15 protein-coding genes are annotated in these 12,297 nt (G+C 32.4%); 9 read left to right on the forward strand and 6 right to left on the reverse strand.

The window, feature by feature from the left end:
* Both ACJMLB_RS07960 and ACJMLB_RS07965 read left to right on the forward strand, forming a co-directional pair.
* The coding region (locus ACJMLB_RS07960; RefSeq protein WP_405325130.1) for a Gfo/Idh/MocA family oxidoreductase at window positions 1-463 on the forward strand (463 nt) is incomplete at its 5' end.
* Between the two features lie 123 nt (window positions 464-586).
* Entirely contained in the window at window positions 587-1,201 is a 615-nt protein-coding gene (locus ACJMLB_RS07965; RefSeq protein WP_292787476.1) for an orotate phosphoribosyltransferase-like protein, read from the forward strand.
* Between the two features lie 57 nt (window positions 1,202-1,258).
* Here ACJMLB_RS07965 and ACJMLB_RS07970 read toward each other — a convergent pair whose 3' ends face one another.
* Window positions 1,259-2,065 carry a DUF169 domain-containing protein gene (locus ACJMLB_RS07970; protein WP_405325133.1) on the reverse strand — a complete coding sequence of 269 codons (807 nt, stop codon included), beginning with the start codon at window positions 2,063-2,065 and terminating at the stop codon, window positions 1,259-1,261.
* A 221-nt stretch (window positions 2,066-2,286) separates the two neighbouring features.
* On the opposite strand from ACJMLB_RS07970, the gene ACJMLB_RS07975 reads away from it, so the two are divergent.
* The 4 genes from ACJMLB_RS07975 to ACJMLB_RS07990 are packed head-to-tail and all read left to right on the forward strand — an operon-like array spanning window position 2,287 to window position 4,033.
* Window positions 2,287-3,105 (forward strand): protein-ADP-ribose hydrolase, encoded by an 819-nt coding sequence (locus ACJMLB_RS07975; RefSeq protein WP_405325136.1) that lies wholly within the window; start codon window positions 2,287-2,289, stop codon window positions 3,103-3,105.
* An 11-nt stretch (window positions 3,106-3,116) separates the two neighbouring features.
* The gene (locus ACJMLB_RS07980; RefSeq protein ID WP_405325138.1) at window positions 3,117-3,293 is read left to right on the forward strand and encodes a hypothetical protein; all 177 of its coding nucleotides are present in this window, start codon (window positions 3,117-3,119) and stop codon (window positions 3,291-3,293) included.
* A 6-nt stretch (window positions 3,294-3,299) separates the two neighbouring features.
* Window positions 3,300-3,572, forward strand: coding sequence for a hypothetical protein (locus ACJMLB_RS07985; protein ID WP_405325141.1), 273 nt, complete (start codon window positions 3,300-3,302; stop codon window positions 3,570-3,572).
* Window positions 3,573-3,574: 2 nt separating this feature from the next.
* A complete protein-coding gene (locus ACJMLB_RS07990; protein ID WP_405325143.1) occupies window positions 3,575-4,033 on the forward strand; it encodes a hypothetical protein in 459 nt (152 codons plus the stop codon).
* Window positions 4,034-4,043: 10 nt separating this feature from the next.
* On the opposite strand, the gene ACJMLB_RS07995 is transcribed toward ACJMLB_RS07990, so the two are convergent.
* The gene (locus ACJMLB_RS07995; protein ID WP_405325146.1) at window positions 4,044-5,420 is read right to left on the reverse strand and encodes an MATE family efflux transporter; all 1,377 of its coding nucleotides are present in this window, start codon (window positions 5,418-5,420) and stop codon (window positions 4,044-4,046) included.
* 87 nt (window positions 5,421-5,507) lie between these two features.
* Here ACJMLB_RS07995 and ACJMLB_RS08000 point away from each other — a divergent pair, with 87 nt between their 5' ends.
* The 3 genes from ACJMLB_RS08000 to ACJMLB_RS08010 all read left to right on the forward strand — a co-directional run bounded on the left by ACJMLB_RS08000 (window position 5,508) and on the right by ACJMLB_RS08010 (window position 8,344).
* Window positions 5,508-5,843: a hypothetical protein gene (locus ACJMLB_RS08000; protein WP_405325148.1), complete on the forward strand. Its 336-nt coding sequence runs from the start codon at window positions 5,508-5,510 to the stop codon at window positions 5,841-5,843.
* Window positions 5,844-6,400: 557 nt separating this feature from the next.
* Window positions 6,401-7,258, forward strand: coding sequence for a hypothetical protein (locus tag ACJMLB_RS08005; protein ID WP_405325151.1), 858 nt, complete (start codon window positions 6,401-6,403; stop codon window positions 7,256-7,258).
* 132 nt (window positions 7,259-7,390) lie between these two features.
* Window positions 7,391-8,344, forward strand: a complete 954-nt coding sequence (locus ACJMLB_RS08010; protein WP_405325154.1) for a hypothetical protein — start codon at window positions 7,391-7,393, stop codon at window positions 8,342-8,344.
* Between the two features lie 109 nt (window positions 8,345-8,453).
* Here ACJMLB_RS08010 and ACJMLB_RS08015 read toward each other — a convergent pair whose 3' ends face one another.
* From ACJMLB_RS08015 to gdhA, 4 genes are all read right to left on the reverse strand, one after another.
* Entirely contained in the window at window positions 8,454-9,395 is a 942-nt protein-coding gene (locus ACJMLB_RS08015; protein WP_405325157.1) for a M48 family metalloprotease, read from the reverse strand.
* 125 nt (window positions 9,396-9,520) lie between these two features.
* Window positions 9,521-9,919 (reverse strand): PaaI family thioesterase, encoded by a 399-nt coding sequence (locus ACJMLB_RS08020; protein ID WP_405325160.1) that lies wholly within the window; start codon window positions 9,917-9,919, stop codon window positions 9,521-9,523.
* A gap of 113 nt (window positions 9,920-10,032) precedes the next feature.
* The gene (locus tag ACJMLB_RS08025) at window positions 10,033-10,611 is read right to left on the reverse strand and encodes a sugar O-acetyltransferase (protein WP_405325162.1); all 579 of its coding nucleotides are present in this window, start codon (window positions 10,609-10,611) and stop codon (window positions 10,033-10,035) included.
* 164 nt (window positions 10,612-10,775) lie between these two features.
* Entirely contained in the window at window positions 10,776-12,110 is a 1,335-nt protein-coding gene (gdhA, locus tag ACJMLB_RS08030) for an NADP-specific glutamate dehydrogenase (RefSeq protein WP_405325165.1), read from the reverse strand.
* Window positions 12,111-12,297 lie beyond the last annotated feature (187 nt).

Here is a 12,297-nt window from a genome sequence, read left to right on the forward strand (position 1 = left end):
TGTGGGAGTAGCTATTGACCTTGCAATTCACGATTTAGATGTAATGAACTTCTTGATTGAAGCACCTGTAAAACAAGTTTATGCTACAATGAGCAGTATTTTAGACCAATCTGACTTTGAAGACCATGCAGAAATCATGATAAGCTTTGATGAAGACATTACTGGTATTTTAGAAGTGAACTGGTTAACTCCATACAAACGTAGACAAATCGAAATTACCGGTACTGATGGAATAATCACCATTGACTACATTGACCAAAGCATTGAAGTTTACGGTAAATTTGCTCAAGACATTCAAATCAAGCCAGTAGAGCCATTAAGTGAAGAATTGAATTCATTCCTATGTAAAATTGAAGCTGATGAAGAACCGGAAATCACTGGTGAAGATGGGCTTAAGGCTCTTAAGATGGTCCTTGCAGCAAACAAGTCCTCTAAAGAACACAGTCCAATCAATTTCAGATAGAATTTAATTTTTTAATTTTAAAATTTTATTCCCAATTATATTAATAAAAACCAAATAACTCAAAGATTCCTAAAATATCTACCAAAAAATTTTAATAAAATTTATGATTAATGAGGTAAAAAAATGAACCAAGATCTTATTAACAGAGCTCAAGAACTTAGAAACCATGGATTTACAACTGGTGAAATAGCTGATGAGCTTAATGTATCAATGGATACTGCACAATGGTTAACTTTACAGAGAAAAGAAGAGCCTGCACAAACTGAAGCACCTGTTGACATTGCAATCAACTGGAACAGTTTAGGCGGAAGTGCTTCCAGACTCAGATATGTTGCAGCAGCTTTAAGTGACATTGCATTGAAACATGGTGAAATAGACCTTGTTGTAGGAATTGCAACCAGTGGAGTTCCATTTGCAACCATGATGGCTGATGTAATTGAAGAATTGACTGGAACCACAACATGCATATCTATTTTCCACCCTAAAAAACACAGAACCAATCCGGCTAACAGCGATGAAGGAGCTATAAGCAGCAACTTTGGTACTGTAGAAGGCAAAAGAATAGTTATTGTTGATGACGTAACTACCAGTGGTGACACAATTACTGATGTAATTAAGGTAGTTAAAGACCATGGTGGAAATCCAATCGTAGTAACTGTTTTAATTGATAAATCAGGACTCGAAGAAGTAGATGGAGTCCCAATCGAATCATTAATTAAAGTAAGTCAATTAAGATAATTAACTTACTTCCTTATTTTTTTTATTGAAAAATAATTTAGTTTTATAATTTACGAATTATTTATTTCCAAAATCATCCCAGAAATGAGTTTGGAAAACACTCTTTTTACTAAGTTCCTCTAATTTCAAGAACAATTTCCATGGCATGGACAAGTTCATGTATTCATCTGGAACCAATCTTCTCATATGGGCTCTTGCAGCAAAGTCAAGTGGACTTAAAACAGGAACAGGATCATCACTATCATTTTGCTCAAAAGTGAATGCACCAATAGCTTGACATGCAGATGCCTGAGGAGTCATTACATATGCGCTATTTGACCTAAATGATCCATTCAATTGAAGAACTGCAGATAATTCCATAGTGTTTAATGTGAAGACTACTGAATCTGGAATTTCCCCTTCTTCAAGAAGTTCTATTGGCTTAAAGATAATATATTCCCCTTCATCATAGAAAGGCCTATTCTTAATATGCTCGTATGCTGTGTCAAAGTCTGAATAGATTCTCTCTCCTTTCTTGAACATTTCTTGAGTGCGTTCAGGCATGAAGCTTAACCTATGTAGAAATGCATCCTTATCCTTTGCAGACTCTGTACCTAAAGATAAGAAAGTAGCTTGAAACGCTCTATCTTCATCAGTCTTGAATCCGGTTCCCCAACCGAAACCTGCAGACACTCCTCCACAGGTAATGTTTTCACGACCAAAAGCAGTGACTTTCCTTTTTGCTATGGCTTGTGCAACTAAAGACATTACACAGCCGCCTCTACCTGCCTTAGGAGCCAAAGCATCATCTGGCTTTTCATCAGCTTTGATTAAGACAATAGGATCAAATTGACCATTTAATTCCTTTACAATATTGAATTCCATTTTAAAACAACCCTTAAATTAATTAGCATAATTTATTTACATGATTAATTCTAGATTTATGCAATGAAATATAAAGATTTTACTATTTAAAGGAAGAATAAGGATTATTAATTTAATTAAGTATTTCTATAAAAAATCAAGTTACTTCCCAGTTACAAAAAAGATTTAAATATATGCGAACAATAATAATATAGAAAGAAAGATGAATCAGGAGGTTAAAGATGAAAGAATTTGATAAAAACATTGAAATAGATTTTCTTATAAATGAATTGATTTCCACCAATGAAAGAATAGATAATGATATGGAAATTCCTAACGACTATGAAGAGAAAAGAAAATTGCTTAGAGCATTGATGAATACACAAACTCCAGTTCAATTAAGTGATGAATTCTATGAGATTCAAGACAAGATTCTCAGTGAAGAAACAAGCAATAAAGATTTGGTTTCATGTATGGACATAAATCAGATTAGTCAAAATCAGGAGGAAATAGACTCAAAAATAGCATTGTGGCAAGGAGACATAACTTGCCTTAAGGTGGATGCAATTGTAAATGCTGCAAATGGACAAATGTTAGGTTGCTTCATTCCACTGCACAACTGCATTGACAATCAGATTCATTCAGCTGCAGGATTCCAGTTAAGAATGGATTGCTATAAAATCATGCAAGAACAAGGCCATGAAGAGCCGAATGGAAAGGCAAAAATCACATCTGCTTATAATCTGCCTTCAAAATATGTCATTCATACTGTAGGACCTGCAATTGCCCACGGACAGGACCCTAATGAAAAGGAAATTAAAGAGCTTGAAAGCTGTTATGAATCCTGTTTAGAGCTTGCAGATGAATATGGCTTAAAATCAATAGCTTTTTGTTCAATATCCACTGGAGTCTTCAACTTCCCAAAAGACCAAGCATCCAAATTAGCTATTGAAACTGTAAGGAACTATTTAAAAAATAATCCAAAAACAAGCCTTGAAAGGATAATCTTCAATACATTTTCAGATGAAGCTACAGAAATCTATAGGAAAAACCTAAAATAGGAGACAATATCATGGATGACTACAATAAAAGAGTGGAAAAATTAAAAGAATTGATTGATGATGCAGATTACATATTGATAGGGGCTGGAGCAGGATTATCAACTGCTGCAGGAGTAGAATATGCAGGAAAAAGATTTACAGACAATTTCCCAGAATTTATTGAAAAGTATGGATTCCAAGACATGTAAACTTCAATGTTCTATCCATTCAAAAGCCCAGAGGAAAGATGGGCATATTTTGCAAAGCATGTTTATGTAAATAACATTGGAATGGAAGGAACAGATCTTTATAAAAAACTCTTCAACATCGTGAAAGATAAGGATTATTTTGTAATCACAACAAATACTGATGATCAATTCCTGAAATCCGGATTTGATAAGGAGAAGTTCTTTAGAACACAGGGAACATACAGCAAAATCCAATGCTCAAAAGCATGCCACAATAAACTTATGATGATAAGGAATTAATCTTGGAAATGATGGAAAAGACTGATGAAAACTTGAAAATACCATCTGAACTTGTCCCAAAATGTCCAGTTTGCGGAGAGGAAATGGACTTGAACTTAAGAAAAGATAGCTTCTTTGTAGAGGGTGATGAATGGCATGAACAGAACAAGAATTACATTGATTTTAGACAAAAGGCACTTAATGGAAAATTGCTCCTTTTGGAATTTGGAATAGGGTTTAACACACCAATAATTATTCGTTTCCCATTTGATGATTTGGTGAAATCATATGACAATGTCAATCTTGTGAGATTCAACAGAAGCCATACAGAATTAACAGTAAAGCATAATGGAAATTATTATTTGGTTCCTGAAGATGAACTTGACAAGTATGTTTCTCCAGACATTAAAGAGAGATATGTTCCTTTCAAGGAGAGCATTGATGAAACATTGAAAAAAATAAAATATTTTGTGAAGATATGATCTTCCAGAATTACTCATTATTGGATTTAATCAATCTTTTAATATGCAAATCTGCCCAGACCATTGTTATTGTATTTACAACAATCTCTCCAAGGATTATTCCCCACCAAGCACCATATTCTCCATAGCCCAATACAATAGCTAAAAGTATAGCAAATGCAAGAGTGAAAACAGTTTCCCTTAAGATTGTCTGGAACATTGCAGTAATTCCATTTCCAGTTCCTTGGAAAACGAATGTTGATGTGCATCCATAACCCATTGTTGGGAAATAAATGACTATCACTGATAGGAATGCAATTAGCTGTGGAGTCAATCTTGTACTTGTGCCTGTGTATGCAAAAACTGAAACTATCTGAGGAGCAAATAGATAAACGACTATAGCCGCTATAAAACCAAATAGAATAGCTATTTTCATCGAATATCTGTGAGCAACCAAAATCTCATCATACTTTTTAGCACCATAATTTGCACCTACAACTGATATCAATGCTGTAGCTATTGCAATGATAGGGGTGGTTGCAATTGTCACAACTCTCCAGCCAGTTGAATATACTGCAACAGCATCAGTTGATGCTACAACAACAAGCAAAAGAGAGAATAATGCAGCAAACAATGCATTGTTTATAAGTTCCAAACTTGCAGGCAAGCCCACTTTCAAGATATCTATTGTAATTTCCTTATTAAACTTATAATTTGATAAGAATGGTTTCAAGTAAGTGTTCCTCTTAATGTAGAACCAATAGAACAAAATGACATTTACAAGCAATAGGGAAATCAATGTTGCTATAGCTGCCCCTCTTACTCCTAAATTCAATCCATAAATGAAAATAGGATCCAAAATCATATTTAAAATTGAAGAAAAGAGCATAGCATACATTGTCCTGCTTGCATCACCTTCTCCCCTAAGGACACCATATAATGCATTTGATAAGATAACAAGGATTGAACCTAAGGATAGGATTACCCCATAATCCATTGCATAGCCAATTGTGTTTCCAGCACCCATTCCAAGCAGAATGTCCTTTAGGAAAACAAGTAACAGGATTGTTGCAATCACTGAAATGATTACTGTAATAAAAATAGTGTGAATTGCACCGTTATTTGCCTTCTGCCTATTTTCCTCACCGATATACTTTGATAAGGCAGAAGCAGAACCTGCACCTAAACCATTACCGATTCCCATAAGGGCGATGAAAATAGGGCTTACAAAACCAACACCTGCCAAGGCATCAGCACCTAAGCCAGATACCCAAATGGCATCGATTACGCTATAAAGACTTGTGATAAACAATGAGATTATAAGTGGAATGGACATTTTCCATAATGCCTTCTTTGGATCTCCCAAAATGGAGTCTACTCCTTGAGAATTTTTTATATTATCGTTCATTTTATCACAAATTCTTTAAATTATTTTAATTCTTTATAACTATATATAAAACAAAATTTATATAAATAACTATCAAGATGTGATATTATGGAAGAAAACAATTATGTAATATTCAAAAAACAGTATGGAAACATCAAACGCCCAAGAGTAAAGGAATTATCCATCAATTTAAATGGCGTGAAAATATATGAAAAAGAGCAATCAATGATAATAAATATCATCGTTCCTGTAGAAGATTCAACTAAAACTATGAACTACTTTGAGGAATTTAACTTGGGAGAAGACATTCAGTTCAATATTGCAGGAACTGGAGACTTTGAATGCATATTCAGAGGAATCTCACCAGTGATTGATAAAAATAGCTATTCCTCATTTTCAATTACAGTTCAAGAAAAAGAACCTCAAGACCAGATGAGAGGATAAAAATTAAATTATGTTGAGAAGTTGTTGATTCTTACAAACATTATATGAAAAAACATGATATCACAAAAGCAAAAAATCACAAAATAAATTCTATTAGTTTAAATAAAAATATGATCAATATTTCAAATAGTTATTATTTAGAATATCAATTTAATTAATCATACATTTCATTATTTTATATCTAAAACTTTTTTTAAAAAACAAATCAAACCTTATCAACATCACCCATGCCATAATAGCAAATTTATTAAAATTTTATAAAAATTATAAAAATAAAGAATTGGAAATTTTAAAAATTTTTCAAACACTGCTTTTTAAAAAATTTTTTTATTGAACTATTTTTAAAGCTTATTTTTCAAGAAAAACATCATAAAAAAGACTTTATTGAATTTAAAATTTACCAAAAAATTACGAAATGAAATCAATATTAAAATAAAGTTGTAAAATTGCTTTAATTTTGTTATAATATTCTAAAAAATTTTTATAAACGATAATAATTTATATTATGAAGATAAATAGAAAAATAAAGAATATTAAGCATTATTAAGGTGAAATATATGATTGACGAAATTTTTCAAGAGTATAAAAAGCAGGAAAATGACAACATCATCCTTATGACAAAGCACTTTGGAATTGATGTGAAGTGCCTCCTGTATCCCAATATAAACAACGATTTGATAGTCATTTTAGATAGTGTAAATCTCTTAAATGAAGAAATGGATTCCTTTAAGCTTATTGATGATTTTTATGAGAAAATCATTAAGGAAGGAATATTATTGGGCATTGGTTTTGGAAAGGCTCATATGATAAAGAAAATATTGGAATTTCCTCTAAGCAAAAGTGAAATTTTTGATATAGACCTAAAGGAATACCATGAATATTATCCCCCTTTTGACGAATCAAAATCCGATTTTGAAAAAGTTGATGAAGATGGAATCGAAAGACTCAAAGTATCTGTAAATGATAATCCAAGTAAACTTGAAGTTGAAATATCTGCAGTTGCATACATCTCCAAAATCATTGATGAAAACCATAAGGAATTAAAGAAAATTCTTTTTGAAGAGTTTTTTGATGAATTTGAAATAGACAGGAAGAAAGCCAAATTCAGAATCAATAAAAAGATTCGAATTGATAGTGAAAGTTTAAGACCATTAATAAAATCCAGATTTTTCAAAGAGAAAAGAGGAAAATATAAAATCAAGAAGATAATCGAAGACTACTTTGAATACATGATAGATATGGGTTTGGACATAGGAATCAGAACAGGGCTGCGATTGGTAATTGAAGATATTCAAAAGGAAATCATGCCTTATGAACTATTAGGGAACTTATCTGAAACGGAAACAATGATGTATATTCAAAAGGAACACAGCGATTATATCTATAAGAAATATGACACTAAAGTTAGCATTTGATCAAATATGGAATTTATGGAATTATAGAAATTATAGAATTATTGGAATTTAAAATTTATAGAATTATTGGAATTTAGGAATTCAGATGGGGGTGTTTATAAAAGCTATTTATGAATCAAAAAAGGTGAAAGCATGAGCTATTTAATCAATGAAATTTATGAACTTTACGAAAAGCATTTGGAAATTACAGAACCTGTCCTGAAGAATATGGGAGTTGAAGACAATATTCACAATTATCTTATTGATGTAAACATTGACCTTGAAATATTGCTTGAATCCAATGACATAATCAGATATGAATATGATGAGCTTCAAGAAAAAGTGAAACAGGCATATGATGAAATATTCAAGGAAGGAATACTATTTGGAATCATAGTCGGAAAAATCATCAAGCTAAACAACTGCTTGGAAGATAAGGAAAAGTACAATGAATATATGGGCAGAAACTATGATTATTACACAGAATACAGCTTTAAAATAGACTTTTTTAAAAAGGTAATTCCTCCAATAAAAATCAGGAAATCTACAAGGGAAAGCAGCCCAAGACAATTGAATTACAGAAACAAGAAGTATGAGGAAAAAAGGAAAGTCAATGGAATCAATGTAAGCTGTGAGGAAATCAAGGATTCATATTACACCATCAATGAAGAGATAATTGAATATAAGAAAAGAATTAAAGAAGATGGAATAATGAGATTCCTTGAGGATGAGGAGATTGATGATGAGATAAAAAATCAATATTCCAACATAAATGACAAGTTATTCGAAAAGCTCTTTAATATCTTAGAAGTCAATCTGAACAATGCTGAGAGAGCTTGTCAAAATTACTATCGCTTCGACACATTTACAGCACACGACATGTTTGTATCCGATTTGTTTGCAAACTTAGAAGGGGAATTTGAAGCAAGGGAATTGATTGATTTCTACTTAAAATATGTCTTCTTTAAAGGAATTGACATTGGAATATTAAATGGAAAAATGTTTTTCGTATATGATATCCAAGAAGGATTCTTGAATTACTATAAAATACAAAATATGAACAGTGAAGAAAAAAGCAGATATTTGATTAAAGAATTGTTTGATTAGGTTATAATAACTTAATCAATGAAAAAAAGAAAAAAAGTCTATATAAAAAAGATGAAAAGTTAAAAAAACTTTTCAAAATTAAATTAAATTCAATAAATTAAAACATAAGTTATTGAATCTTTTGACCGCAATTGGTACAGAAATTGTCTCCAGGATCAATTTGAGTTCCACATTTCGGACATACATTAGCTTTTGAAGCAATAGGGGTAGCAGGATTTGCTTTACCGTATTCTGCTGTAGGTTTAGCATCACCAATAACAGGTCCTTTAGTGAAATCCTTATCACTGTTGATTTCAGCGATTAACGCCTTCATGTTTGCAATCCTTTTTTCATCAGATGGGTGTGTTGAGAAGAATTCGAAATTATTTCCTCCTCTTTGACTCATGTTTTCCCAAAATGCAGGAATTTGGTTGATGTCATATCCTGCCCAATGAATTATCAACATACCTAATCTGTCTGCTTCCAATTCTTGGTCTCTTCCAAATGGCTTTACGAATAAAAAGTCAGATCCGATGTTTGCAGCATTGATTGATGCTCTTGTAATGTCTCCGATTGCACCTAAACCAAAGATATCTAAAATGAAACTTCCAAAGTAGCCAGCAGTTGCAACAGTGTTTTTAGCACTTTCAACACTTGCACGGGTTCTTGAATGGTCAAGCAATGCATGAGCCATTTCGTGACCTAAAATGAAAGCTATTCTTTCTTCGGTATTTGCAATGGAAAGAATACCTGAAAACATAACTATTTTTCCACCAGGCATACAGAATGCATTTACGGTTTTATCAGCCAATAAATGGACATCCCAATCATAATAATCTTGAATATAGTCCATTCTGCCAATTTTTGTAAGATATGCTTCAACTACCTTAATCAATCTTACAGCAACAGCCCTAACCAATTGGCCTTCAGGAGCATTGTCCAAGACTTGGGCCTGTTGGACCATACCGTAATATTGCCTATAGGAATCCTCTAGAAACTTATCATCATTTACTATATCAAAATGACTTTTACCAGTGAATGGGTTTAAACTGCTTCTTTGATCTTTTGCCATTTTATCACCAAAATCAATTAATCTTATGATATTATATATTGTCCATATTAAAAATTATTTACATTTAGTTGAAAATTTATTTTAAGAAAATACATTGAATTAATAATTTATTTTTAATAAGAAATTTACATTTTATATCCAGTTCCAACAAACTGGGCAATTTCCCTACCTGTATCATCAGTAATGTCAACATTTATGACAGAGGTTGTTCTTCCATCTTTACAGACTGTAGCCTTTGCTATAAGCTTTTCTCCTTTTGCTCCGCTTAAATAGTTTATGCTTACCTGAAGGCCTACTGTCAACTTATGCAGTTGATTGGACATGACTGCAAATGCAAAATCTCCAAGAGTGAAAATTGCTCCACCCATTACAGCACCGAAACCATTTCTGAAATCATCCTTGATCTCTACACTGCAAATGCAATAATCATCTCCAAGCTCATCTAACTGAATCCCCAATTTTGCTGCAAATTTATCTCCATTGAAAAATTCTCTTGCTTCATCTATTGATTCAAATGTAGTCAAAAAAATCACCTAATTGAAATGTGAATAAAAGTAATCTATAAATAATATTATTATATTCAAAATCATTAAAAAGATTATTCTACTTAATAAGGTTTAGAAATAATTGAAATCAATTATTCATCTGTTTTAACCTTTCTAATAAATTTAGCAGGGATTCCTGCAACAATGGAACATTCCTCAACATCTTTTGTCACTACTGCTCCAGCTGCAATGATTGCACCATCACCTATTGTAACTCCTGGCAAAATGGTTGCATTTGAACCTATCCAAACCTTGTTTCCAATCTTGATTGGAGCAGCAATTAGATTAGCCCTATTCTGCGGATTTTCATCATGATTTAAGGTAGCCATAACAACATTATGGCCAATCAATACATCATCCCCAATATAAATTCCACCTTGATCCTGGAACTTGCATCCTGCATTGATAAATACATTCTCGCCCAAGTGAATGTTCTTTCCGAAATCTGTGAAAAATGGAGTGAAAACCCTAAATTCATCATCAAGTTCCTTACCGATTAGCTTAGAGAAGAGTTCCCTCCTTTCATCAAAATCATGAAAATTATAATTTAATTCACAAGTGATCTTTTGAGCTTCAATGCTGTAATAATTGCATGCATCAGCAGCTTCCACATCCATAACCAATGCATCACCAGCATTGAAAATATCCAATAATTCATTAAGTTCTAACATATATATAAATTGGTTTTAATAAAATATAAAAATTTTTAAAAAAATGAAATTTAGATTTAAAAAATGAAATAATGAAAAATAGATAATAAATTTAATATAAAAAAAGAAAAAAAGCAATAGTTTAAAACTATTAAAAAAAAAGAGAATAAGGAAGTATAGAAAATCTATACGATTCCTTGAGCGTTCATTGCGTCAACTACTTTTAAGAATCCAGCAATGTTAGCTCCAACTACATAGTTTTTCTCAAATCCGTAATCTTTAGCTGCTGCATCAACATTAGCAAAGATGTTTTCCATAATGGTTTGGAGTCTTGAATCAACTTCTTCAAAGGTCCAGGATAATCTTTGGGAGTTTTGAGACATTTCTAATGCAGAAGTAGCTACTCCACCTGCATTGGAAGCTTTACCCGGTGCGAATAAAACACCGTTTTCTTGTAAGTATTCGGTTGCTTCAATAGTGGTAGGCATATTTGCACCTTCAGCAACTGCAGTTACTCCGTTAGCAACTAAAGTTTTTGCATCTTCTAATTGTAATTCGTTTTGAGTAGCACATGGAAGAGCAATGTCACATTTTACAGTCCATACACCTTTACCTTCGTGGTATTCAGCGGATGGTCTTGCTTCAGCATATGCAGTTAATCTTTCACGTCTTACTTCTTTGACTTCTTTTAATAATTCTACATCGATTCCTTCTGGATCATAAATCCAACCAGTGGAATCGGAACAGGTTACAGGTTTACCACCTAATTGTTGAGCTTTTTGAATTGCATAAATTGCTACGTTACCTGCACCAGATACTGCAATGGTTTTTCCTGCAATATCAATGTCATTTGCTTTTAACATTGCATTAGTGAAGTATAATAAACCATATCCAGTTGCTTCAGTTCTTGCGAGAGATCCACCAAAAGTTAATCCTTTACCAGTGAGCACTCCTTCGTATAAACCTTGGAGTCTTTTGTATTGACCGAATAAGTAACCGATTTCTCTACCACCTACACCGATATCTCCAGCAGGAACATCAGTGTCAGCACCAATGTATTTGCAGAGTTCAGTCATGAAGCTTTGACAGAATGCCATAACTTCTCTGTCAGATTTTCCTTTAGGGTCAAAGTTGGATCCTCCTTTACCTCCACCAATTGGAAGGCCAGTTAAGGAGTTTTTGAAGATTTGTTCAAATCCTAAGAATTTAATGATACCAACATTTACGGATGGGTGGAAACGGAGACCTCCTTTGTAAGGTCCAATTGCACTGTTGAATTGTACTCTGTAACCGGTGTTCACTTGTACTTGACCGTTGTCGTCTACCCAAGGGACTCTGAATTTGATTTGTCTTTCTGGGTTGACTAATCTTTCTAAAAGTGCATCTTTTCTGTATTGTTCTTCGTTTTCTTCGATTACGACTCTTAAAGATTCTAATACTTCTTTTACAGCTTGATGAAACTCAGGTTCATCAGGGTTTTCTTTAACAATTAAGTCAATTACTTCATCAACATAGGACATAATTTAATCTCCATTTTATTAATAATAAAAAAATTAATAAATTTAAGATATTTTAAATTTTAGAATAATTAATTAAACTAATAATTAATTATTATTGATTAAAAATAGCCATACAAAATTCAACTATATTTCAACTAACTATACTTAACTACAAAAGACATTTAACTATTTTAACTATTTCTAAACA

This window comes from Methanobrevibacter sp., from assembly GCF_045114555.1.
Classification (GTDB): Archaea; Methanobacteriota; Methanobacteria; order Methanobacteriales; family Methanobacteriaceae; genus Methanobrevibacter.

What these genes read in the sequence shown, in the direction of transcription:
- ACJMLB_RS07965 (WP_292787476.1), top strand. Translation starts at nt 587, where the DNA reads ATGAACCAAGATCTTATTAACAGAGCTCAAGAACTTAGAAACCATGGA.
- ACJMLB_RS07970 (WP_405325133.1), bottom strand. Translation starts at nt 2,065, where the DNA reads ATGGAATTCAATATTGTAAAGGAATTAAATGGTCAATTTGATCCTATT.
- ACJMLB_RS07975 (WP_405325136.1), top strand. Translation starts at nt 2,287, where the DNA reads ATGAAAGAATTTGATAAAAACATTGAAATAGATTTTCTTATAAATGAA.
- ACJMLB_RS07980 (WP_405325138.1), top strand. Translation starts at nt 3,117, where the DNA reads ATGGATGACTACAATAAAAGAGTGGAAAAATTAAAAGAATTGATTGAT.
- ACJMLB_RS07985 (WP_405325141.1), top strand. Translation starts at nt 3,300, where the DNA reads ATGTTCTATCCATTCAAAAGCCCAGAGGAAAGATGGGCATATTTTGCA.
- ACJMLB_RS07995 (WP_405325146.1), bottom strand. Translation starts at nt 5,420, where the DNA reads ATGAACGATAATATAAAAAATTCTCAAGGAGTAGACTCCATTTTGGGA.
- ACJMLB_RS08000 (WP_405325148.1), top strand. Translation starts at nt 5,508, where the DNA reads ATGGAAGAAAACAATTATGTAATATTCAAAAAACAGTATGGAAACATC.
- ACJMLB_RS08005 (WP_405325151.1), top strand. Translation starts at nt 6,401, where the DNA reads ATGATTGACGAAATTTTTCAAGAGTATAAAAAGCAGGAAAATGACAAC.
- ACJMLB_RS08010 (WP_405325154.1), top strand. Translation starts at nt 7,391, where the DNA reads ATGAGCTATTTAATCAATGAAATTTATGAACTTTACGAAAAGCATTTG.
- ACJMLB_RS08015 (WP_405325157.1), bottom strand. Translation starts at nt 9,395, where the DNA reads ATGGCAAAAGATCAAAGAAGCAGTTTAAACCCATTCACTGGTAAAAGT.
- ACJMLB_RS08025 (WP_405325162.1), bottom strand. Translation starts at nt 10,611, where the DNA reads ATGTTAGAACTTAATGAATTATTGGATATTTTCAATGCTGGTGATGCA.
- gdhA (WP_405325165.1), bottom strand. Translation starts at nt 12,110, where the DNA reads ATGTCCTATGTTGATGAAGTAATTGACTTAATTGTTAAAGAAAACCCT.